The 23,106-nt window shown below is 43.6% G+C and carries 26 protein-coding genes, 2 tRNA genes and 1 pseudogene; 16 read left to right on the top strand and 13 right to left on the bottom strand.

Annotation, left to right across the window (positions count from 1 at the left end; translation table 11 throughout):
* The first annotated feature begins 80 nt into the window (after positions 1-80).
* Entirely contained in the window at positions 81-326 is a 246-nt protein-coding gene (locus tag F897_RS01875; RefSeq protein WP_005232602.1) for a hypothetical protein, read from the top strand.
* A 72-nt stretch (positions 327-398) separates the two neighbouring features.
* Here the strand turns inward: F897_RS01875 and F897_RS01870 are convergent, their stop codons facing one another.
* Positions 399-1,469 carry an AraC family transcriptional regulator gene (locus F897_RS01870; protein WP_005232601.1) on the bottom strand — a complete coding sequence of 357 codons (1,071 nt, stop codon included), beginning with the start codon at positions 1,467-1,469 and terminating at the stop codon, positions 399-401.
* 108 nt (positions 1,470-1,577) lie between these two features.
* Here F897_RS01870 and F897_RS01865 point away from each other — a divergent pair, with 108 nt between their 5' ends.
* Positions 1,578-2,171, top strand: a complete 594-nt coding sequence (locus F897_RS01865) for a hypothetical protein (RefSeq protein WP_005232599.1) — start codon at positions 1,578-1,580, stop codon at positions 2,169-2,171.
* Positions 2,172-2,509: 338 nt separating this feature from the next.
* Here F897_RS01865 and hisF read toward each other — a convergent pair whose 3' ends face one another.
* Entirely contained in the window at positions 2,510-3,268 is a 759-nt protein-coding gene (gene hisF / locus F897_RS01860; protein ID WP_004781588.1) for an imidazole glycerol phosphate synthase subunit HisF, read from the bottom strand.
* 113 nt (positions 3,269-3,381) lie between these two features.
* On the opposite strand from hisF, the gene F897_RS01855 reads away from it, so the two are divergent.
* From F897_RS01855 to F897_RS01845, 3 genes are read left to right on the top strand one after another with little or no spacing between them, the layout of a single operon-like run.
* Positions 3,382-4,329, top strand: a complete 948-nt coding sequence (locus F897_RS01855; protein ID WP_005232598.1) for a homoserine kinase — start codon at positions 3,382-3,384, stop codon at positions 4,327-4,329.
* A gap of 26 nt (positions 4,330-4,355) precedes the next feature.
* Positions 4,356-4,982, top strand: a complete 627-nt coding sequence (locus F897_RS01850) for a DUF1294 domain-containing protein (RefSeq protein WP_005232597.1) — start codon at positions 4,356-4,358, stop codon at positions 4,980-4,982.
* A gap of 20 nt (positions 4,983-5,002) precedes the next feature.
* Positions 5,003-5,398, top strand: coding sequence for a DUF4870 family protein (locus F897_RS01845; protein ID WP_005232596.1), 396 nt, complete (start codon positions 5,003-5,005; stop codon positions 5,396-5,398).
* A gap of 61 nt (positions 5,399-5,459) precedes the next feature.
* Here F897_RS01845 and F897_RS01840 read toward each other — a convergent pair whose 3' ends face one another.
* The 5 genes from F897_RS01840 to hisB all read right to left on the bottom strand — a co-directional run bounded on the left by F897_RS01840 (position 5,460) and on the right by hisB (position 9,437).
* A complete protein-coding gene (locus F897_RS01840; RefSeq protein ID WP_005232594.1) occupies positions 5,460-6,389 on the bottom strand; it encodes a DMT family transporter in 930 nt (309 codons plus the stop codon).
* Positions 6,390-6,456: 67 nt separating this feature from the next.
* Positions 6,457-7,191 carry a 1-(5-phosphoribosyl)-5-[(5-phosphoribosylamino)methylideneamino]imidazole-4-carboxamide isomerase gene (hisA, locus tag F897_RS01835; protein ID WP_005232592.1) on the bottom strand — a complete coding sequence of 245 codons (735 nt, stop codon included), beginning with the start codon at positions 7,189-7,191 and terminating at the stop codon, positions 6,457-6,459.
* Positions 7,192-7,412: 221 nt separating this feature from the next.
* Positions 7,413-8,075 carry a 3'-5' exonuclease gene (locus tag F897_RS01830; RefSeq protein ID WP_034580436.1) on the bottom strand — a complete coding sequence of 221 codons (663 nt, stop codon included), beginning with the start codon at positions 8,073-8,075 and terminating at the stop codon, positions 7,413-7,415.
* Between the two features lie 151 nt (positions 8,076-8,226).
* Complete coding sequence (gene hisH / locus F897_RS01825; RefSeq protein WP_005232590.1) at positions 8,227-8,844, bottom strand: imidazole glycerol phosphate synthase subunit HisH; 618 nt, start codon at positions 8,842-8,844, stop codon at positions 8,227-8,229.
* Positions 8,844-9,437, bottom strand: a complete 594-nt coding sequence (gene hisB, locus F897_RS01820) for an imidazoleglycerol-phosphate dehydratase HisB (protein ID WP_005232589.1) — start codon at positions 9,435-9,437, stop codon at positions 8,844-8,846. Before hisB ends, hisH begins: the two co-directional genes overlap by 1 nt.
* Before the next feature lie 96 nt (positions 9,438-9,533).
* Between hisB and F897_RS01815 the strand changes: the two genes are divergently transcribed.
* From F897_RS01815 to tehB, 7 genes are all read left to right on the top strand, one after another.
* A complete protein-coding gene (locus F897_RS01815; protein ID WP_004781604.1) occupies positions 9,534-9,911 on the top strand; it encodes a GNAT family N-acetyltransferase in 378 nt (125 codons plus the stop codon).
* Positions 9,912-10,114: 203 nt separating this feature from the next.
* Positions 10,115-10,190: transfer RNA gene (locus F897_RS01810), tRNA-Phe, on the top strand.
* Between the two features lie 137 nt (positions 10,191-10,327).
* Positions 10,328-10,403: transfer RNA gene (locus F897_RS01805), tRNA-Phe, on the top strand.
* Positions 10,404-10,720: 317 nt separating this feature from the next.
* A complete protein-coding gene (locus F897_RS01800; protein WP_224213982.1) occupies positions 10,721-11,134 on the top strand; it encodes a hypothetical protein in 414 nt (137 codons plus the stop codon).
* 231 nt (positions 11,135-11,365) lie between these two features.
* Positions 11,366-11,866: a hypothetical protein gene (locus F897_RS01795; protein ID WP_005232586.1), complete on the top strand. Its 501-nt coding sequence runs from the start codon at positions 11,366-11,368 to the stop codon at positions 11,864-11,866.
* A gap of 241 nt (positions 11,867-12,107) precedes the next feature.
* Entirely contained in the window at positions 12,108-12,857 is a 750-nt protein-coding gene (locus tag F897_RS01790) for a hypothetical protein (RefSeq protein ID WP_005232585.1), read from the top strand.
* A 194-nt stretch (positions 12,858-13,051) separates the two neighbouring features.
* Positions 13,052-13,918 carry an SAM-dependent methyltransferase TehB gene (tehB, locus tag F897_RS01785; RefSeq protein WP_005232584.1) on the top strand — a complete coding sequence of 289 codons (867 nt, stop codon included), beginning with the start codon at positions 13,052-13,054 and terminating at the stop codon, positions 13,916-13,918.
* A gap of 98 nt (positions 13,919-14,016) precedes the next feature.
* Here the strand turns inward: tehB and F897_RS01780 are convergent, their stop codons facing one another.
* From F897_RS01780 to F897_RS16840, 3 genes are all read right to left on the bottom strand, one after another.
* Positions 14,017-14,397: a hypothetical protein gene (locus F897_RS01780; protein WP_005232583.1), complete on the bottom strand. Its 381-nt coding sequence runs from the start codon at positions 14,395-14,397 to the stop codon at positions 14,017-14,019.
* Positions 14,398-14,654: 257 nt separating this feature from the next.
* The gene (locus F897_RS17835) at positions 14,655-15,131 is read right to left on the bottom strand and encodes an IS5/IS1182 family transposase (RefSeq protein WP_005232582.1); all 477 of its coding nucleotides are present in this window, start codon (positions 15,129-15,131) and stop codon (positions 14,655-14,657) included.
* Positions 15,079-15,474 (bottom strand): transposase family protein, encoded by a 396-nt coding sequence (locus F897_RS16840; protein WP_081400878.1) that lies wholly within the window; start codon positions 15,472-15,474, stop codon positions 15,079-15,081. The genes F897_RS17835 and F897_RS16840 overlap by 53 nt, the downstream gene beginning before the upstream one ends.
* A 132-nt stretch (positions 15,475-15,606) precedes the next feature.
* Here F897_RS16840 and F897_RS01770 point away from each other — a divergent pair, with 132 nt between their 5' ends.
* Positions 15,607-16,122 carry a Panacea domain-containing protein gene (locus F897_RS01770; protein ID WP_005232581.1) on the top strand — a complete coding sequence of 172 codons (516 nt, stop codon included), beginning with the start codon at positions 15,607-15,609 and terminating at the stop codon, positions 16,120-16,122.
* A 6-nt stretch (positions 16,123-16,128) separates the two neighbouring features.
* Positions 16,129-16,509 carry a hypothetical protein gene (locus F897_RS01765; RefSeq protein WP_158651683.1) on the top strand — a complete coding sequence of 127 codons (381 nt, stop codon included), beginning with the start codon at positions 16,129-16,131 and terminating at the stop codon, positions 16,507-16,509.
* A gap of 61 nt (positions 16,510-16,570) precedes the next feature.
* Here the strand turns inward: F897_RS01765 and fadA are convergent, their stop codons facing one another.
* Together fadA and fadB are read right to left on the bottom strand one after the other, a co-directional pair.
* Positions 16,571-17,743, bottom strand: coding sequence for an acetyl-CoA C-acyltransferase FadA (fadA, locus tag F897_RS01760; protein WP_005232579.1), 1,173 nt, complete (start codon positions 17,741-17,743; stop codon positions 16,571-16,573).
* 12 nt (positions 17,744-17,755) lie between these two features.
* Positions 17,756-19,906 (bottom strand): fatty acid oxidation complex subunit alpha FadB, encoded by a 2,151-nt coding sequence (gene fadB, locus F897_RS01755; protein WP_005232577.1) that lies wholly within the window; start codon positions 19,904-19,906, stop codon positions 17,756-17,758.
* A 473-nt stretch (positions 19,907-20,379) separates the two neighbouring features.
* On the opposite strand from fadB, the gene lpxO reads away from it, so the two are divergent.
* A complete protein-coding gene (gene lpxO, locus F897_RS01750) occupies positions 20,380-21,297 on the top strand; it encodes a lipid A hydroxylase LpxO (protein WP_034580362.1) in 918 nt (305 codons plus the stop codon).
* A gap of 108 nt (positions 21,298-21,405) precedes the next feature.
* Complete coding sequence (locus F897_RS01745) at positions 21,406-21,822, top strand: PH domain-containing protein (RefSeq protein WP_005232573.1); 417 nt, start codon at positions 21,406-21,408, stop codon at positions 21,820-21,822.
* On the opposite strand, the pseudogene F897_RS01740 reads toward F897_RS01745, so the two are convergent.
* Positions 21,819-22,882 (bottom strand): annotated as a pseudogene (locus tag F897_RS01740) (AAA family ATPase). The gene F897_RS01745 and the pseudogene F897_RS01740 overlap by 4 nt on opposite strands.
* Positions 22,883-23,106: the final 224 nt, after the last annotated feature.

Raw genomic sequence — 23,106 nt, 5'->3', positions numbered from 1 at the left:
AGGAGCTTGCTGTAAAAAGCAGGCTTCAGGTAGCATGCTGAAGACAGGTGAGTAACAATAATAAAACAGAGTGGAAATTAATGTTTAAAGCATTTGAAAATGGAACCGAATCGCATGCGATTCATGACCTGACAGTTGAGAATGATCTGGACTGTGTCAGTGTGTATGGCAATCTGCAAATTACCAAAGACCAGGCCGGTCTCAAGGCAGCCAAAGTCTTACAAGCACTGTTAAATGATATTGTGCAGCAGCTCGAAGAAACACCGGATCTGCCAGAAAAAATTGAACGCAATGATGCAGATGAAATTGAAAATCCATTTTTATAGAAATTTCTTAATCACTATTCCGGCTAGAAAAAAGCTCCTTTGATGAGGAGCTTTTTTATTTTATTCAAACTTTTAAATCTGATATGGGACATTAATCTCTGCGGTAGCAGGATAGTCCAGAAATTTTTCCTGCACCTGGGTTTCCAGATATTCTGAGCGCCATTGTTGTGGTGTCTGAGCGGTCCATTGCTTGAAGGCACGCTGAAATGCACTTTGTTCAGAATAGCCAAGCAGCATGCTGATTTCCTGCAAACTCAGATGAGGATCTTTTAGATATTGCATGGCCATCATGCAGCGGATTTCCTGTATACGCTGCTGATAGGTCTGGCCCTGTTTTTGCAGGTAACGTTGTAGCTGACGTACAGAAAAATTCATCTGTTTGGCGATATGTTCAATCTGGAACATATTTTTCTGCAGACCCACCAGAATCGCCTGTTGCAAGCGTTGATCAATCTGGGTGGAGTTCGGAAGTTTTTCCAGCACCGCTTCTGCCTGTTGCATCAGTAATTTCTGTAAGGTCTGATCACCTTTCTTTAAAGGAGTCGACATTTCACTCACAGGAATCAGTACCTGATTTCTGGCCTGACCGAAACGGACCTTGCAGCGGAAATACTGTTCATAGACCGCAATATTTTTATTGACCGGATGCTGAAAATGGACTTCATGCAGATGCAGTTGATGCTGGTCCAGAATGCTTGAGCGAATAAATTCAGTCATGAGCGCGATGGCAATCTCATCTGTGAGTTGCGTACTCACTTTAAACGGAATTTCACTCCAGGAAATAGACAGGTAATCTCGATCCAGACTGACCTGTAAGGGACTGCCATCATAGATCAGGCGATGATAGTCATGATAACGCATAAAGGCTTCGCCCAGCGTTTCACTGGATAATGCCAGATAGCCAATAATACCCAGATGCTTGGCTTGCACCAGTTGCGCGATTTCCAGGCCGAGTGCTGGCCGCTGCAACTCCTGGTCCAGCTGGCTGAGCAGATCACGCCAGAGAATATAATCAAAACGCTCCAGGTTCTGGATCGCAAACAATTTCTTGGGAATGTCCAGTTGTTTGAGCTGGTAATAGTCCAAAAGCAAATGTCCTAAACCACCATATACCGAACCGACATAATCTTGGGGAACGTGCATTTTTTAATTCTTTTGTTCTGTCGTTTTTTGTCAATGATATTGAAATTATCGGTCAATATCTAGCCCTTTGTTTGACCTATAGTGTAAACAAACAGGGAGGAAAAGATCATGTGGAAAGGCTTTCTAGCAGGACTGGTCGTAGCCAATGGCTTTGAATGGTTCGCGCATAAATATGTGCTGCATGGTACCCATCGGGCAGGGCAGACGCGTTATAGCCCAGTGCCGGACAGCATGCGCTCACATTGGGAACATCATCGTGAAGTTCGCAAGACCAGATTTTCTGATTATGCCTATGTTGAAGGTTTGAAAAACTGGCGAATCCGTAATGAAATCGGTTCACTGGCCGTCGCAGCGAGCGTATTCGGGCTGGCTTTTTATCCCTTGTCCAAAGGCATGTTTTTGGCCACGCTATATAGTGCAGGCAATTATTTTTATATGCATCGGCGGGCACATCTGCAACCAGAATGGGCCAGAAAAAAAATTCCCTGGCATTATGATCATCATATGAACAGTAACCAAGATGCCAACTGGTGTGTAACCAAGCCCTGGTTTGATTATTTGATGGGAACCCGGGTGATTTCTTCAGCAGATTTACAGGAAAAAAATCCCCTTGGTATTGCCTTGCCGGAGCAGATCTCTACGCGCTTAACCCACTTAACCCAGCGTTATTTCCCGGCTAAATGGGCTAAAGATCGTGATTAAATAACTTAAAATTCGAGTAATCTGCCACATAAAATGTTAACCATTTCTCACTTTGGTTAGCCCTGTCGTGATTTGTCAATAAATTCTGTATATATTGTCAATATTGTGCTCAGGATTTCACCTATATTTGCGTCTGTTGATGATTGAAAGTCTTATCAACCTGCATACAGATTGAGTTATATTGTAAATGTCAAAAATACCAAGTGCTGTAGTTCTTCTTGGTTTTTATAGGGAGTCGCAAGACTCCTTTTTTTGTCCAGAATTTAAATGATTCCTAAGAATAATCCATAAAAAAAAGAGCGTGATATTCACGCTCTTTTTCATTTGAAGGCTGTTGTTTAGAGACGCATTTCAATGCCTTGAGCAGCTAGATAAGCCTTGGCTTCAGGAATGGTATGCTGGCCAAAGTGGAAAATAGAGGCGGCAAGTACTGCATCGGCACCACCATGGATAATCCCGTCAGCCAGATGCTGCAAGTTGCCTACGCCACCAGAGGCAATCGTCGGTACAGTGACGCGGTCATTGATAGCACGCATGAGTGGAATGTCATAACCTGCTTTGGTGCCATCGGCATCCATAGAGGTAATTAACAGTTCGCCTGCGCCGTAGCTGGCCATTTTCTCTGCCCATTCCAGGGCATCAATACCGGTCGGTTTGCGTCCGCCGTGGGTAAAGATTTCCCATTTATTCTCGCCAGTTTTTTTGGCATCAATCGCCACCACGATACATTGCGCACCAAAACGCTGTGAGGCTTCCTGTACAAACTCAGGGTTAAAGACTGCTGCCGAGTTAATACTGACTTTATCCGCACCTGCATTTAACAGTAAACGAATATCTTCGACTTTACGCACGCCACCGCCTACGGTAAGCGGTACGAATACAGATTCAGCCATACGCTCAACGGTACGGTAAGTGGTGTCGCGTCCATGATGTGTAGCGGTAATATCAAGGAAAGTGATTTCATCGGCACCTTGTTCATTATAACGGCGTGCCACTTCTACCGGGTCACCCGCATCACGAATATCAAGGAACTGAACACCCTTGACTACGCGACCGTTGTCGACGTCCAGACAAGGAATAATACGTTTAGCTAGCATAAATTTTTCCAATTATTACAGCCGATTATGAAACTCACCCACGCAAGCGCTACACCTTGGTAGATGGAAACGGTATTCTAGCAAAAATATGTAAGTTTTTTCGCAGGTTTTCTATGTCGGTTTATACCACTTTGACTTTAAAGGAAGTTCAGGATTTCGCAGCACCTTATGGACTTGAGGTGATTGATCTGATTCCCATTCAAGGAGGTATCCAGAATACGAACTATTTTCTGGTCTGCGAAAACCAGCAATATGTGCTGACCGTTTTTGAAGATATGGATGAACAGGCCGCCGGAGAACTGGTGCCGGTCTTGCAGCATTTGGGGCAGGCAGGTCTGGCCGTACCGGTGCCTTTATCCCACTCAGGTAAAGCCATTCACACGCTAAAAAATAAGCCCGCACAAATTGCGCCACGTATGATGGGTGAGCATCCGATGCCATCTACCGTTGCGCATGTGGAAGCGATTGCCATTGCTCAGGCCAAAATGCATGTGGCATTGAAAGATTTTAAACTTGAGCGTGCCTTTGTCCGTGACCATGCCTACTGGTATAACGTAGCACAGGAAATTAAACCAAGCCTGAACGCAGCAGATAAAGTCTTACTAGGCAAACTTCTGGGCCTGTATGAAGCTTTAACCGCAGTATATCCAGATCGTCCACGTGGCTTTATCCATTCGGATCTGTTTCGTGACAATACCCTGTTTGAGGGTGATCAGCTGAAAGGAATTCTGGACTTTTATGAACTGAATAAAGATGAATTCCTGTTTGATATCGCGATTACTTTAAATGACTTCTGTACCAATTATCCGGAGGTTACTTTAAATGAAGAAAAGGCCAATGCCTTTTTAAAAGCCTATGAAACTATTCGCCCTTTAACTGCAGATGAAAAATCATGTCTGGAGCTTTACCTGGCAATGGCTGCGGGTCGTTTCTGGATGATGCGTTTACAAGTGGCACAGAAAAATGCGGCTGAAGGTCGTACCGGTGAAGATATTCTGCAAAAAAATCCGGAAGAGATGCGTAACATGCTGATTGAACGTTTAAAATTCGTGACAGCTTAACTTTAAAATAAACAGGAACAGGCAAAATGCGCGATCAGGGACGTTTAGTGGAATGGTTTGATGACAAAGGCTATGGCTTTATTCAGCCCAATGATCCGGCCAAAGATCGCGTGTTTTTGCATATCAAGGATTTTGCCCGTCCCGGTCCACGGCCAATTGTCGGCTGTGCGCTGGATTATCTGGTGATTCTGGACGAGCAGGGCCGTTATCGTGCCCAGCAGGTTATGTACCTGAAAGCATCACAAACCAAAACGGCAAAAACAAAAACTAAAACATCAGGCCGAAGCCAGCAAGAAAAACTACAGCCGATGCAGGTTGCTTCTGTGGCTTATATTCTGGTATTAGTGGGACTAAGTTTAGCCGGCTTGTTGAGTGGAATGATCCTGTTGCTGGTGAGCCTGATGAATGTTCTCAGTTACTGGCTATATGCCCAGGATAAGGAAGCGGCACAATTGGGCAATCGCCGTATTCCAGAAAATACCCTGCATCTGGTGGCATTTCTAGGAGGGTGGCCGGCAGCTTGGCTGGCACAGCAAAAATTACGGCATAAAACACAAAAACAACCCTTCCGGCAAATTTATTTTTGTACTATAGCTTTTAACATCATTTTGATTATATGGCTGATTTCTCCCTTCAACAGCCTGAATATCTAGAAACAACCACAGGAGCGTAGATGAACTATTCAATTGATAAAGACTCAAATCGCACGCTAACCCTGATTCTTTATATCTTATATATCGTGGCCATTTTTAGTGGTGGCTTGCTGGCAGTGATTGCACTGATTATTAACTATGTGAAGCGCTCGGATGTACGAGGTTCGATTTTTGAAAGTCACTTTACCTGGCAAATCCGCAGTTTCTGGTGGTATCTATTCTGGAATATTGTAGCCTTTGTGCCATTCCTATTCCTGTTCTTTACCCATGAAGATCCGGACCTGTTTGCAGGCGTCGCTTTTGGCGCATCCACTTTCTGTCTGGTTATAGTCTTTGTTTCCTGGATCTGGATTGTCTATCGCGCGATTCGCGGCATTATGCGTCTGAATGACAATCGACCGATGTATACCAAATAAAGTTAGCTATATTTCTTTAGATAAATAACTCCCCCTTTTTTAAGAGGGGGAGTTCATAAGCTTAGGAAAGATCTTCCTTCAACTCTTCTATTTTTTCTTTTCTGAAAAATTTTGGTTTCCATTCGCTGGCAATCACCCCAAGTACCACCATCAATCCGCCTAGAAGTGCCAGCGCAGGCAAACGTTCTCCCGCCATACGTCCAAATAAACTTGCCCAGATCGGTTCACCCGCATAAATGATCGCAGCTTGAGAAGGATCTACCATTTCTTGTGCCCAGTTCATCACCAGCTGAATACAGGCACTGACAATACCGAGGCCGACCAAAATACCTGCCAGATGCCAGTGAAAGTCAGGTAACTGAGTTTCACCCAGCATCGGTGCCATCAGAAAACAAAATAGCGAGGCAAAAATGAGTTGTAGCACGGTGACACGCCGGGTATTCACCTTTGGAGCAAAATGACTGATAAAAATAATCTCAAGCGCAATGGCAATTGAACCAAGTAAAGTCAGCGCCTGACCAAAATTCAGCTGAATGGCACCAAAGCCATTGCCCGTCAAAAACACCAGACCAAGAAAGGCAAATAGAGCCCCGATCCAGGTCATAAAATGCGGTTTCTTACGGAACAGCAGCCAGAGTAGTAGGGGCACCAATGGAACATATAGTGCAGTCAGAAAGGCCGATTCACTACTGCTAATCGTTTGCAGACCCACCGTTTGTGTTCCATAACCGATTGCAATCACCGCCCCGATGAGGGCACCCGCTGCCACTTCTTTGAGTGTTATGCCTTTCAGATGCTTCAGCGAAAGCAAGGTAACGGCAATTGCCGCCGCTGCAAAGCGTAGCCCGACGAAGATCACGGGACTGCTAAAATGCAGGCCATATTGTACGGTGATAAAACTGCCGCCCCAGATGATGGTAATCAGGATCAGAGCAAGTTGAGGAACTTTCGTTCTCCAAGTAGAGGGAGTTTGGGAAACAGGTGTCGACATGGGAGAGAGGATCAAAAAATTGAACAATAAAAAAGAGGTCCACAGACCTCTTTTTCAGCAGACGCTATTATAGCGCTTCTTGTTCATCCAGCAATAATTGTGCTTCACGCAGATTCAAAGTGCCTTCATAGATCGCACGACCAGTAATCGCACCTAAAATACCAGGCTGGTCTTTCAGGTTACGCACGTCATCCATATTTGTTACACCACCTGAAGCAATCACAGGCAGACCTGAATATTGTGCCAGATGTACGGTTTGCTCGATGTTGACACCCTGCATCATGCCGTCACGAGCAATATCGGTATAAACAATACTAGACACGCCTGCATCCGCAAAACGTTTTGCCAGATCAGTCGCTTTTACATCAGTGACATTCGCCCAGCCATCAGTGGCTACCATGCCGTTCATGGCATCAATACCCACAATAATATGGCCTGCAAATTTCTTGCATGCTTCTTCTACAAATTCAGGATTTTGTACTGCTTTTGTACCAATAATCACAAAAGACACGCCTGCTTCCAGATAGTGCTCAATAGTTTCCAGTGAGCGGATCCCGCCACCAATCTGGATAGGCAATTCTGGCTGTGATTTAGCAATCGCTTCTACCACTGGCTTATGAATCGGTGTACCTGCGAAAGCACCATTTAAATCTACTAAATGCAAGCGGCGAGCGCCTTCATTTACCCAATGCTGTGCTGTTGCCACTGGATCGTCAGAAAATACGGTATCGTCTTCCATACGACCTTGTTTTAAACGGACACATTTGCCATCTTTCAGGTCAATTGCAGGGATGATCAGCATGCTTTCGCTCCTTGCTCAATCTTTAGAATGAATTTCAGTGAGTTCATCTTAGCAAATAAAGTCGAAATTTCTAACTCTTAAACGGTATGAAAAAAGAAAACCTGTCTGAAGATATGCTGGAGTGACAAGATTTTATTCTTCAATTTTTTATTCTTTGCAATACTCCTGAGGGAGTCTGATATCAAAATGATATTTCGCTAGAAAACTGATCTTCTGTTCATTCAAATTTTTGAATGCGGGCGAATTTTCAATTTTAGTGAAGTATTGGGAACTTCCTTGGGACTCAGGCCACGGTGCAGCAATTCTTCAAAGACCAGTAAAGGTGCATAGGCATCTGCAGCCGCATATTCAATCTGTGCCTGACTGAGATGTTTTTTCGCCCAGTTCGATGTCGTAACCCGTTTCGATTTAGGAAAATTCACCTGAAATAGCAAAGCCATCGCATTTTTTAATCCAAGAGGATTTTTAATGCCGAACGCACCAAAGCACTTTGACAGTTCAATGACACTGTTCAGCTCAATGCCTCTTTTACGGAAGAGATGCGCATCATTTTTCAGGCCAAAACCGACTTTGATCTGGTCTCGATTGGCAAAAATCGGTTTCAGAAAATCCCAAATGGCAGCATTCATCTGAAACAGGTAAGCTTTTTCTAGAGTGGCCAGCTGAACCAAATGCGGACCAGTGGAAACTTCACCGACCTTGAAAGTCGGTTTGGACTCAGTGTCCAGACCAAAGACCGAAATCTGCTCAAGTTCTTCACGTAGAGCTTCACATTGCTGAATGCTGTTAATCACCACAATATTTTCAGGTGCGATATTTTGAAAAGGTGGAAAAGTCGCTATTGTCTCTTTACTCGGTATGACATCATTTGGCTGTGTATCCATGATTAAAGAATCTTCCATTGATGAATATTCAGGTTGAATAGAGCATACCTTAGAGAAGGAAGCTTGGATGTGAATTATTTTTCAAAAATAAAATTTTAAACTGTAGCCCATAAAAAAGCCCGCATGATGCGAGCTTTTTGAATATATTGGATTAGATATTCCAATCCACAAAGTTTTTTAGCAATTGAAGGCCTGCAGTATGGCTCTTCTCCGGATGGAACTGAGTCGCAAACAGGTTGTCTTTATGCAGGGCAGTACAGAAATCAATACCGTAGTTACAGGTCGCTGCCACGATGCTTGGATCTTGCGGTTCTACATAGTAACTGTGCACGAAATAGAAACGTGCATCCTGAGCAATGTCTTTCCACATTGGATGGCTTGGATCGGCCTGATGTACCTGGTTCCAGCCCATATGCGGTACTTTCAAACCTGCCATTTCAGGGAAATGTTTGACTTCACCTGCAAAAATACCCAGCGCATCCGCACCGCCATTTTCTTCGGAACGTCGCATCAGGGCCTGCATGCCGACACAGATGGCCAACACCGGTTTGTTGAACACGGCATTACGCACGACTTCATCAATTCCGGCTTCATGCATGCCTTGCATACAGTCACGCATCGCACCCACACCCGGAAAAACGATTTTGTCGGCTTGGGCGATCAGTTTTGGATCATTGGTTACATCTACCGTTGCACCGACGTGTTCAAGTGCTTTGGCTGCTGAGTGTAGGTTTCCCATGCCATAGTCAAGAAGGGCAATACGGGTCATTACAAGGTACCTTTGGTTGAAGCAACAGTATTCGCAGCACGTGGATCAACTTCACATGCCATACGCAGTGCACGGGCAAATGCCTTAAATACACTTTCGATCTGGTGGTGACTGTTTTTACCTTTTAAGTTGTCAATGTGTACAGTCATCAGCGAGTGGTTGACAAAGCCCTGGAAAAACTCAGAGAACAGGTCTACATCAAAACGGCCAATCATGGCGCGGGTAAATGGAATGTCCATAAACAGACCCGGACGACCAGACAGATCCACCACCACACGGCTTAAAGATTCATCAAGCGGCGCATAGAAGTGTCCATAACGACGTAAGCCTTTTTTATCACCCAAAGCCTGAGCGAACGCTTGACCTAAGGTAATACCACAGTCTTCTACGGTATGATGGTCATCAATTTCCAGATCTCCATCACAATGAATATCAATATCAAACAGCCCATGTCGCTTGATTTGATCAATCATATGATCTAAAAATGGAATACCAGTGTTTAAAGTGCCTTGACCAGTACCATCGAGGTTCAAACGAACTCGAATTTTGGTTTCGTTGGTATTTCTTACCACTTCACTGATACGATCTGTCATAGACACGTTCCTCAAATACGTCAAAATGATTGATGTAGAAAATATTTTCGCCGTGACGACGTCACCGCATATTAGATTGCTCAGGAGGGTTTATCAATGCCTATTACCGTACATGCTTATACTTCTCTAGAAAACGACGAAGTGCGCAGCCAGCTTGAGCGACTGTATGACACTAGCCCTGAATTTAGTGATGGGGCAGATGCCATTGAACATCTAGAGCAAAACCTTGCACAGTATACCTTACTTTATACCGCAGAATTTAACACCAAAATCATCGGCGCCATCTGGTGCACGGGACAAGGCGAAAGCCGAACCCTGGAAAATATTGTGGTGCATCCGGCCAACCGTGGACGCGGGGTTGCAGAAAGGCTGGTGAGTGAGGCATGCCGAATGGAAGAGGAAAAAGGAGTAAAAGCATTCGTACCGGGATGTGGGGCCATTCACCGCTGTCTGGCAAATCTTGAAAAAATTTAAATACAGATAAATTTCAAGCAGCCTTCGGGCTGCTTTTTTTGTAAATAACAGATTCAATTTGTTTTATTAGTCAGGTATTTGCTGAGAATATTGAAAAATATTGCTGTATAAACATGCAAATCGATGGAAAAGTAAACATTTGGTGATTTTTATACGTTATGTACTTGACGATTAAGAGCTGAAACTGTTTAATACGCGACATCGGCGTGATAGCTCAGTTGGTAGAGCAACGGATTGAAAATCCGTGTGTCCCCAGTTCGATCCTGGGTCTCGCCACCATATTCAAAACGATTTTAAAGTTTTCAATCCCTGATCCCATCAGGGATTTTTTTTTAGGCCAAAATTCAGACACTCAATCTTTTTTTTCATAATTTTGATTGACTAATGTGTCCAGATACGGCTTAATACACCGCATCGGCGTGATAGCTCAGTTGGTAGAGCAACGGATTGAAAATCCGTGTGTCCCCAGTTCGATCCTGGGTCTCGCCACCATATTCGAAAAAACCTCAAACATTGTTTGAGGTTTTTTTTTGCCTGTAATTTTTGATTCAGCCCAAGAATTAACTTGTTTTGCCATCCATCTGAACAGGAATGAGTTCTCTAAATAATCAAGGTAATCTAATAGATAACTAGATTAAATACAGACTTTAGCAACCGATGAAGGCATTCAGGTTGTGAAATTTGAAGTAGGGGAAAGCCCATGAATAGTATAAAAACATCTTTATTTGGGATTCTGTTAGGTACATTGAGCATAGGAGTACACGCGGAAGAACAGAAACCGGTGCTTATCCTTGCCGACGATGACCATTATGGCTGAACCTGAAATGAGTAATGAAACTGGCTATGTTCCATTTATTGAGAATGAAGCCAATCGTCTTGCCTTGCAGCATCAGGTAATCCGAGGAACCAAGGATGCAGAGAATTTCATGGTCAATCCAAATGTGCTGGCAAACCTCGATATCAAGCCGACCCAAGCTCCAGATTTGAGTCTACTGTCACCTGCACTGCAACAGTATGTGATGACCATCGCCCAAGGCTTACAATCTAGTGATCCAACCCAAGGGCTGTATACACTGCTGGAGAATGTCGGGATCGATCGTAGCAGCAGCATGCAGCCAGGGCGTGGCCTTCAATTACAGATCAATCTGGACAAGGTGAATCTGGGCTTATTAGAAAACTACAACAATCCATCCCCTGTAGCACAATTTCCAAGATCTCCTTAAAGGACGAGCCAGTAATGCAGATCGATCCCCGCAAACCGGGGATTTTTGCTTTTTTTAAATTTAACCTTTGATTAATTTATGTTTTTTAGGAGCTTTGTTCCTGATTTGATGGTTGGTTTTATCAGGGTGTAATGGGTTCGATTGACCGTTTATCAAACTTAACAATAAGAAGCTGTATTACTTGTAAGATTTAATCTGACGCTTTCCCTTTTCCAACCGAGGGGTAATAAGATGAATCTCCTAAAATCCATTCAAAGCTTGGGCCTGATGCTGACCTGTACTGCTTTTACTCTCCCTATATTGAGTCACGCAACTCCTGCTCATTCTGAAACAACGGTACTTCCCACCTTAACTGTCATGGCAGAGCCTGAAATGCGTGCTGTGACGGAAATCACGCCTTATCAGGAAGGTGCCAGCCAGCGTAAGGCTTTGCAGATGCGCCTGATGAAAATTGAACGCGATATCCAAGCTTATAGTGTCGATGGTGATGTTGTTGCAAATATTGACATAGGGGCAGCAGCGCCTAATCCTGATCTGGACAGTTTGCCTACTGTGTTCCGAGAATATGTACTGGCAGTAGCGCAAGGCTTGCAGTCTTCAGATCCAAGAAACGGAATCTATGTAATTCTGCAACCTTTCGGTATTGACCGGAATGCCACCAATGTCCAGATCGTCCGGGAACAGTTTGATCCGAATCGGCTTGAGCTCAGTCTGCCTTTTGGTTCGCGCTAGCACACAATCCGGTGGGCCAGGCTGATCAGGTCAGTCAGTTTCGGTATAGCCAGATCACGTCATGGAGAAAGGGTGGGTTAAAAACTTATTTCCTTTCTTCAGGCTTTTTACTGGATTCATTTTTCAGTATTGAGAAAGCACATTCACAAATGTGAAAAGTTCTATGTCTTGAATTATGCTGGAAAAATAAGCATAGTGTAAAAAATCAATAAGATCTGGATGACAGACCTGGAGCGTGTAGATGCCCCGTGTTTTTATGATTATCGCTGGAGTGGTACTGGTAATTTTGATCTGGTTATTTTATCAAAATTCTGTAGAGCAAAAACAGCAGGCCGATTTGCAGGAATATGAAACGGTACTGGAAGAAAAAACCGGATCTATTTTGCAGCAGGCACAGGATTGGTCTAAACCGATTCAGATTGATCTGGAAGATAATCGCCTGGACGGGGATTATGCTGTGATGGCTCAGTTTATTTTGGGTCAGATGCGTGATCGTGCCGAGGCTCGCAATCAGTATTTACGTGACCTCAAAGCAGCGGACTGGGATCGTTTTCTGGATATTGACCGCTTAGCCAAAGATCAGGCTCAAGACTATAAAGAAACCGAAGCCATGCTGAAGCGTGTGCATGAAATTGTCGATGGCTATGAACAGATAATTCAACAGCGGGCAACCCAGCAGTTAGAGCAGGTGAAACAGCTGGACATTAAAAGCCGTTATCGTCAGCAGCTGGCAGATAATCTGAAAGCCAATCAGCAGCAGGATAATGCCCATGCAATTTTTGAAATTGAGAAACAGAGTCTGGCCAAAGCAGACCAGTTATTTCTGGTGCTGAAAAACAATAAATGGGAAAAGAAAAACCAGACCTTTATGTTCTATGAAGATGCACCCTTAAAGCAATTCAATAAGCTCTATCAGGAAATAGTGCAGCTTAACCAGCAAATGACTCAAGTGGATCAGCAGGCTCTTAAAGAAGCAGAGAACAAACTCTAAATATAAGGGTCTTATGGATTTTTATGCGCTAAATTGTATTGAGGTTTTCTTGCTAGATCGATCAGTCTTACTGCATTGCTTACATCAAAGATGTACCAGTTCTCATCTGTAATAGAACCAACTATGCTTGAGAAAAATGAATATCCAGAAGCATACTTGCAGACGGAAAGAGAAGATAGGGAGCACAAGCTTTTATGCAACAACTGAGATGTTATAAAGAATTTCCGGTCTGGTCACAGCAAGCTATTCCACAAGGGTTCAAGCAGCCACATAATACCAAAGCGGGGACTTGGGCAAAGCTGACCGTTCTTAAAGGTGAGCTGCATTTTGCCATGCTGGATCAGTCAGGTCATATACAGTCTGAACATGTATTTACGCCAGAGCAGCAACCACCGTTTATTGAACCACAGGTATGGCATAAGATTATTTCTGCCAGTGAAGATGCAGAATGTCAGCTGCGTTTTTACTGCAAACCTGAGAATTACTTCAGCAAAAAATATCAGCTAAGCCCGACTCATTCGGAAATTCTGGCGGCTATGCCGTATTTAAAGGGTGGCCGTGCGCTGGATGTCGGTTGTGGTTCAGGCCGCAATTCGCTGTATTTGAGCCAGAACGGTTTTGAAGTTGATGCCTGGGATGTGAATGAAAATAGTCTGCAGACCTTAAGACAGATCATTCAGGCCGAAGAAATCGGGAATATTCAGGTTCAGCAACGAGATTTAAATCTTGACCCAAGTATTCAGGGCCAATATGACTTTATCTGCTGTACGGTAGTGATGATGTTCCTACAGGCCGATACCATTCCACCTCTTATTGCACAGATGCAGCAGGCGACAGTGCCGGGCGGTTATAACCTGATTGTCTGTGCGATGGATACCGATGATATTCCGGTACAGCCAGACTTTCCGTTTAGTTTTAAGCCGGGACAGCTTAGTGCCTATTATAAAGGCTGGAATCTGGTGAAATACAATGAAAATGTAGGTGAATTACATCGTGTAGATGAACAGGGCAACCGGATCAAGCAGCATTTTGCGACTATGCTAGCCCAAAAAGTCGAATAAGAGATTTATACAGTTTTTAGATTTTTGGCTTTAAATCAGAGAGAGCCAAAAATAAAAAAAGATGTCACCCGGACATCTTTTTTTATGCTTAAAAAATCTTAAGCTGCTTTTTTAAACCAAGAGAACCAGCCTTTTTTCTCGGCTTTTACTTCTGCTTTTTCAGCAGCCGTATCTTTGGTTTCTACTGCTTCAGTTTGCGCAGCTTCAACGTGTTGTTCTGCTGTAGCTTGAGCCATTTCTACTTGAGTCGTTGCTTCTGTTTTTACTGCTTCAGCTTTAGTTTCAGCCGCTTGTTGAGTTGCAGCAACAGTCGCTTGAGCAGCTTCAACTTTCGCTTGTACAGGTGCAGCAGTTTCTTTAGCAATAGTTTGGGTTGTTTTGGTTACAACAGTTGCTGGCGCAACTTGAGCTTCAGTTGCCATTGCAGATGCAGAAGTCGCTACGATTGCAGTTGCGATCATTGTTTTAAGCATGTTCATATAAACCCTTTTAAGGAAATAGGAAAAAAGAGGCTTGATCATACACGTATGAAATTTAAGTGATTAATAAATATTATTTTATTGGTTGAATATTCAACTAAAATTACAAAGGGATAACATATATTTCTACTTATAATTTTGATTAATAGTGGAGATGTAAAATGAGAGTGACAAGCTGGGTCGCACATGTTAAAAAGAAACTAAGGAAAAAGTTATTTTCTCTTTATAAAAATATAAAAACATAGATAAGACCTCTTTCATAAATCATTTTTGCTCAGTTCCAAGTTGTAGATTCCAGCGATTAAATTGAATCTCAAACCAAGCCTTTTACCTCTATTTCGATAACGCTCAGCAAGGATTTTGAAGGTTTTCAGGCTGCCAAATACATGCTCAATTCCGATTCTTCTTTTATTGATTTCCTGATTATAGATTTTCAATTCAGGATCCAATTTACAGTGTCTTTTGGCTTTTAAGGGCAACAGGCTATTCGGATACAACACATAAATCCCCTGATAGCCTTTATCCGCAAGAACAAAGGCTCCTGAAGGAATCTGGTTTAAATTGCGTTTGAACAACTCGAAATCATGCACTGCACCGCGACTGGTACATAAACTCAGAATTTGCTGAGTTTTGTAGTGAATCATGGCCTGTACTTTAAAGGTATGCGTCTTTTTCTTGCCGCTATAGCTTTTCTTCTGTTTTTTTAGGCCTTTGGATTGGAATTTCCGTGGCATCCACGATCACAACATTCCAGTCGATGCCTTCGCCCTCGGGTAAATCTTTGGGTAAATTAAACAGATTGGACCGAATCAGGCAGTCTTCAATATGACGGACAATTCTTGAGGCTGTAGGCTCTGAAACCCCGTAACTCGTCGCAACGTGAAATAAGGTTCGGTATTCCCGCCAATAGCTCAGACAGAGCAGAACCTGATCCTCCAGGCTTAACTTGGGCGGTCTGCCTTTGGCAGAGACATGCTTTTGCAATTGCTCAACCATCAAATAGAAAGTTGACCATGAGATGCCTGTGTATCGCTTGAACTGAAGATCAGAAAGCTTGTTTGAATCGATGTATTTCATCCGCAGATTATGCACGAATGCCAAGAAATCCGGAGTGCAAATATTAACCAAAAAGAAGATCGTTTTTTGATTTATGAAAGAGATCTATAATACGGCGTAAATTAATTATGGGTAATTTAGTGGAGGTATGACATGAATGCTCTAAACTTTGCTAACTATATTATTTGGTATGTGAATCAGAAATTTCCAAATACTAGTTTTACTCACGTTAAACTTCAAAAAATTCTTTATTATATTTATTGTGATTTTTTGAAGAAAGGTATTCCACTTTTTGAGGATAAAATCGAAAAGTGGCAATATGGGCCGGTAGTTCCTAGTGTTTATAATAGTTTTCGTTCGTATGGATTCAACCGAATTAGTACACCAGAAACTTCTGTCCGACTAATTAATGATGAAAATGGTTTCCGCTTTGAGCGCGATGATTTTAACCCCAATATTTTAAATTTGAGTACTGAGCAAAGAGATAGACTAGATTTTATAATTCAAAACTTAGTGGAAAAAGAAGCTTTTGAGTTAGTTAATCTTACTCATAAGGAAAAATCTTGGATCAGAGCTGAGCCTAATATTAAAAAAGGCGAAAAAAATATTGTATATTCAGAAGAAGAACTACGTCTTGAAAGTACTGATATCGAAGAACTAATTGGTTAAATTTTTGTGAATAATACATCCATAAAGCTTCTTACTCTTAATGAATTAATAGAATCACATTTAATACCACTTGAAATGACTGCAGAACTGCAACAGCAAATTCTGCAGTCGTTTCTTTTTTTATGTAATGAAATAAATATGATTGATAATAGTACTGGGGAAACTTTTTACCCTATGCCATATCAAGAGATTACAGAATGTATTTATGAACTTGAATTTGAGTTCTCAGCTGAATTGAACAGTGTTATAGAGGGATTAATAGAACCTTTAAAAAAATTGTTAAAATTAGATGGGCTTCCAATAGAAGAAGCAAAAACAGAATTAAATAGAAAATCTGTACACATATTAAATGCATATAAAAGATTTGTATCGCACAATAACTACTGATCAAAAAACCTAAAGAAAACCCCGCAATAAGCGGGGTTTTTTATCTCGAAGTATTTAAGAATTAAACACGTTCGATCACTGTTGCAATACCTTGACCTAGGCCGATACACATCGTCGCAAGACCGATTTGTGTATCTTGCTGTTCCATCACGTTTAACAATGTTGTTGTGATACGCGCACCAGAACAACCCAATGGGTGACCCAATGCAATCGCGCCACCGTTATGGTTCACGATGTCTTGCTTATCATAAATGCCTAAGCCTTTAAGAACAGACAGACCTTGTGCTGCAAATGCTTCGTTCAATTCAAAGGTTTGAATATCAGCAATTGACAGGCCAGCGCGTTTCAACGCTTTTTGTGTTGCCGGAACCGGACCATAACCCATGATCGCAGCATCACAGCCTGCAACCGCCATAGAGCGAATTACAGCACGTGGCTTAAGACCTAAAGCTTGAGCACGTTCAGCAGACATTAGCAACATTGCAGATGCACCATCAGACAAGGCTGAAGAAGTTGCTGCAGTTACTGTACCGCCTTTCGGATCGAAGACTGGACGCAAAGATTTGAACGATTCAAGGTTCGCATCCGGACGGATCACTTCATCGATATCGCACAGAACTTTGTAACCGTCAGCATTATGACCTTCAATGCCTACGATTTCATTCTGGAACATACCATTTTCAGTCGCAGCCCAGGCACGGCGGTGAGATTCTACACCAAACGCATCCTGTTCTTCACGAGTAATGCCGTTCATGCGACCCAGCATTTCAGCAGTCAGGCCCATCATATTTGATGCTTTTGCATAGTGCTTAGATGCAGCAGGGTTCAGGTCGATGCCGTGCATCATGCCTACGTGGCCCATATGCTCTACACCACCGATGATGAAGATATCACCCTGGTTAGTCGCGATCTGTGCAGCCGCAGTGTGGATTGCCTGCATAGAAGAACCACACAGACGGTTAACCGTTTGACCTGCAACAGTCTTAGGAAGATCAGCTAACAATGCGATATTACGCGCAATGTTCATCCCTTGTTCCAGAGTCTGGTTCACACAGCCCCAGATCACATCTTCAACTTCATTCGGGTCAAATTCGTTACGAACCATCAACGCACGGATAAGTTCAGCTGACATGCTGTCGGCACGTACATTGCGGAACATACCGTTTTTCGATTTGCCCATGGCAGTACGTACGCCATCAACAATCACAACGTCACGTGGATTTAAAGTAGCCATTCACGTCACTCCTTAACCGTAGAATTTTTTGTTGTTAGCAGCCATGTCGCGCAATGATTGCGGCGCTTCATAAGCCTTACCTAAGTGCGCGTATTTGTCGCAAAGTGCAACATACTCAGCTACACCAGTCTGGTCGATATAACGGCATGGACCGCCACGGAATGGAGGGAAACCTACACCCATGATCATCGCCATATCTGCTTCAGCTGGAGTTGCAACAATGTTGTCTTCCAGGCAACGAACAGTTTCGTTACAGAAAGCCAGCATCATACGGTCAATGATCTCTTGAGGATCAAATTCGCGTTTTTCAGCAGTTGCAACAGATGCCACAAGCTCGTATGCAGTTGGATCAACCACTTTGGCTTTTTTGCCTTTACGGTCAAGTTCGTATTTGTAGAAACCAACGTCATTCTTTTGACCCAGACGGTTGTTTTCGTACATTACTTGGATTGAACCTTTGAAATCAGGTTTCATACGATCCGGGAAGCCTTCAGCCATGACTTCTGCACCGTGAACGCCAGTATCGATACCAACCACGTCCATCAGGTAAGCAGGACCCATAGGCCAGCCGAATTTTTCCATCACTTTGTCAATTTGCTGGAAGTCAGCACCATCTTTCAGTAACAGGTCAAATGCACCGAAGTAAGGGAACAGTACGCGGTTTACCAGGAAGCCCGGACAGTCATTGACCACGATTGGTGTTTTACCCATTTTCTGAGCAAGAACAACAGTCGTTGCAATCGCTTCAGCAGAAGTCTTCTCACCACGAATCACTTCTACCAGTGGCATCATGTGTACCGGGTTAAAGAAGTGCATACCGACGAAGTTTTCAGGACGTTCCAGATTTTCAGCCAGACGCGTGATTGAAATCGTAGATGTGTTAGACGCAATAATCGTGTTTTCACGTACTTTGGATTCAGTTTCTTTCAGTACGATGCCTTTCACTTTCGGGTTTTCAGTTACTGCTTCGATCACGATGTCGACTTCTTTAAACTCGTCATAGCTTAAAGTAGGACGGATGCGGGCAAGGGTTTCACCCATTTGCGCCGGCTTCATCTTCTTGCGTTCAACCTGCTTGGTCAGCAGTTTGTTTGCTTCAGACATACCCAGTGCAAGTTGCTGGTTACCGATGTCTTTCATGATGATTGGAGTGCCTTTGCTTGCCGCCTGGTAAGCAATACCACCACCCATGATTCCTGCGCCTAGAACGGCAGCCTGGTTCACTGGATGTGCACCTTGTTCATATTTCTTAGAAGTTTTCTTCACCACCTGGTCGTTCAGGAACAGACCGATTAACGCACCCGCTTGTGGAGTTACCGCAGCTTTCGCAAAGCCTTGAGCTTCAACTTTAAGCGCTTCATCGCGGTGTAAGCTTGCACCTGCCTGAAGAGAATCAAGCAATAGTTTAGGCGCTGGGTATTGAGCAGGGTTTGCTTTTGCAAGAACCGCACCTTTCGCCGTATTGAACGCCATCATTTGCTCAAGCATGTTCAGCTTGATTGGATCCAGTTTTTCCTGGCGTTTTGCCTGCCAGTCTAAACGGCCGTGAATCGCCTGTTTCACCAGGTCAATCGCAGCATCTTTCAGTTTGTCTGCAGCAACAACCGCATCAACCGCACCATCTTTCAGTGCAGCAGCCGGTTTTTTCGGAGTAGCCATGGCCATCCATTCAACTGCATTGTCGATACCGATCAGACGGCTTAAACGAACCGTACCACCGAAACCAGGGAAGATACCAAGTTTGATTTCAGGCAGGCCGACTTGCGCCTGTTCTGACATCACACGGTAGTCACAGACTAAGCACATCTCGAAACCGCCACCTAGTGCCATACCGTTAATCGCGGCAACTTTAGGAATGTCCAGGTCTTCGAAGCTGTTAAAAATTTCATGAACTGGTAGTGCCCAGTCAACAATTGCCTGTTCGCCTTGAGCAAAGTTATCGCCGAATTCAGTAATGTCAGCACCTACAATAAATGTAGACTTACCTGAAGTCACGATTAAACCCTGAATGTCAGCAGCGGAAACTGCGTCAATCGCAGCCTTGAAATCTTCAATCGTTGCACGGTTGAATTTGTTAACCGACTCACCTTGTAAGTCAAAGCGGAATTCTGCAATTCCGTCCTCAAGCATTTGGACGGTAATGGCATTGCCAGCGTGGATCATGCCCTGATCTCCTTTATTTTGGAGGACTTCTAAGTTGATGTTGTGAAGCAAGCGCGCATTTCCCGCGCACTTTTTTACTTCGCTAATCTTACGATAACTATATCCAAAAAGAACAACACAAGTTGTATCAAGCCGTGACGCAAGGGTCATCAATTTTTATCGCTCAATCAAGGTGTTGTCATATCAGGAATACAGTGAACCGTTATCGCAGTGTAATGAAGTTATTGTTTCAATTTCACTTTTTTATTGCTGTCGCGGTGTTTTTATAACGCAAATTGACCAGATAGGGAATGTTTGTTGTGTGGTGTTTTGGTCAAAATAGTCAATTGAGATTCAAATCAGCCGCTATGGATGTAAGAAAATGTATGCAACGCTGTGTTCTACAAGCGGGTAGGGAGAGCAAAAGCAGCTTTGTTATAATGCGGCTCAGATGTGACTTTTTTATTTTTTCCCCGTTCTTTTTGGGTATTGATATGTTTAAGTGGATTATTTTGGCCATCTTTGTCATCTCAGCGTTATATATTCAGCGACGTGGCACAGTTCGGCATTCTTTTTATCGCCAGTTTTTTGACCATTCGACCCTGTTTGCACCGATCAATTTTCTGATGTACGCCTTTTCACGCGTACCGAATCAGCCTTATATCGATACGCAGCATTTTAAAGACCTAAAAGTGCTGGATGAAAACTGGGAAATGATTCGTGACGAAGCACAGGCGCTCTATCAGAAAGGTGGGATCAAGGCTTCGAGTAAATATGATGACCTAGGGTTTAACTCATTTTTTAAGACGGGCTGGAAACGCTTCTATTTAAAATGGTATGACTCGGCGCATCCCTCTGCAGCAGAACTCTGCCCAAAAACTACCGCCTTGCTCAAAACCTTGCCAACGATTAAGGCGGCCATGTTTACCGAGCTGGCACCTGACAGCCGTCTGGTCCGTCATCGTGACCCGTATGCCGGTTCATTGCGTTATCACTTGGGCTTAATGACCCCGAATGATGACCGCTGCTTTATCGATGTCGATGGTCAGCGTTATTCCTGGCGCGACGGCGAGAGCGTGGTATTTGATGAAACTTATATCCACTATGCCGAAAACAAGACTGACCAGAACCGGATCATTTTCTTTGCAGATGTCGAGCGACCTTTAAAAACCCGCTGGATGGAACGCTTTAATCACTGGTTTGGCAAAAAGGTAATGACGGCAGCCAGTTCACCGAATGAAGTCGGAGATCAGACCGGTGGCTTAAACAAGGTCTTTGGTTATGTTTATCAACTTCGTGTCAAGGCTAAGGCTTTAAAAGCACAAAACCGCCAGCTGTACTATTTCCTGAAATGGTTCCTGATGCTAGGTATTTTCTTCCTGATCTTTGTTCGTCCTTATCTGTTTGCCTAAGCTGCAAAACAAAATATAGAACGCCCCTCAGGGCGTTTTTTATTACTTATAGAGATTCACCACATCATTCTGATTTTGTGTAAGATAAAACAAAATAGGGGGAAGATGATGCGTGTATTTCGTTCCAAAAAAGACTGGTGGCTGCTGGCATTCTTGATTTGTATGAGCGGTTTGTTATTGCAATTACTACTGACCATGCAGGCCAAAGGGACGATGGCTCAATATCCGGTACATACCGCAGTTTATATACTCACAATCATCTTGGTCTGGTGGCCGGTTTGGAGTACCCGTTATATCGTCCAAGATGGGCAATTGACCATTAAAAGCCTATGGCTGAGCTGGCAAATTCCACTTGGTTCGATTCAAAATATCCAGCCTACAGATCACTCAGAAATTGCACCTGCTTTGTCTTTCAAGCGTTTAAAAGTCAGCTATACATTGGCAGATCGGCAAAAATATGTCCTGATTTCACCTAAAGACCCGGATGCATTGATTCAGGCGATTCGAGCGCATCAAACAGTTTAATTGGAATTGGATGATTGAGGCTGAACTAGCAATTGACCATTAATGCAGTCCAGATGGAGTTGCAGTTGTTCTGGATGGTTCAGGAAATAAATCGCTAAGATTGGTTCCAGTTCAGTCCGTATTTTTCGGCCCAGATGACGGGCTCCATAACGGATGTCATGGCCTTGATAAAAATGAGCCTTGGCTGCATCAGTGAGGTGAATCTGTCGTTTCTGGTGTTGTAGACGTTGATTTAATTTATCCAGCTCAATCTCAACCAGTCGTGGCAGGACATCATTTTGGATGGCCTGATAGTGCAAGGTACGGTCAATCCGGTTCAGGAACTCTGGATCAAACTTGCGCTGCATGACTTTTTCAATGATCTGCTGGGTCGGTACTTTTTTTAGACACAATTGCTGCATTTTCTGCGGCAGATAGCTGAGTTTTTCCAGATATTGTTGCGCGGCCTGTGCACCGACATTACTGGTCATAAAAATCATGCAGTTACGAAAATCGATGGTTTTGGTACCAGCAGTCAACGTCAGTCGGCCGGTATCCAGTACATTCATCAGGCCACGAATTACTTCAGTACTGGCTTTTTCCAGTTCATCAAATAGCATGATGCCGGGGCGGGTATGGCTTCCGGCAATAGCGGTTTCATCAAACAGGCTATGGCCTTCTTTAGAGCCCACATAACCCGGAGGCGCGCCGGTCAGGGCAGCTGCATAATGTTCCTGCGCTAAAGTATTCATATCAATCCGGCAGAAAGCATCTGGACGGCCATAAATCGCTTCGGCAATCAGGCGTACCGTCTCAGTCTTGCCGACACCGGTCGGGCCAAGCATTAAGGTAACCGAAAGCGGACGTTCTGGACTGGAAAAGTCAGCCTTGACCACATGCAGCATTTTTTCAATTTCATTTAAGGCGGCATCCTGACCGATGATCCGTTCCCTAGCAACTGCATCACAGTCTGAGGTTCAAAATGAAAACGCGGTTTCCCAATCAAACGGTCACGCTCAGACTGGCTATGGCTAGAGGTGGCAGGTTGCACAACATGAATACCGGATTGGGAACTTGTCATCTTGGATCATCTCGAGATTGAACCTGTCGAGCATAGCATAGTTAGTTCAGGCGACTTATAGCTTTTAGCAATCACACCATATTGGGTTGCTTATAAATACGGCGGTCTGGGCATAACCTGTTTCACTTTGGATGACAGTTCGGATGAATTTTGTGTCATCGCTTGAAAATGACACATTAAACATCACATATATCTGCATATTGCAGGTGAAAAATAGGTTTTAG

Source organism: Acinetobacter variabilis, assembly GCF_000369625.1.
Classification (GTDB): Bacteria; Pseudomonadota; Gammaproteobacteria; order Pseudomonadales; family Moraxellaceae; genus Acinetobacter; species Acinetobacter variabilis.
This window is presented reverse-complemented; position numbering and strand designations above follow the sequence as displayed.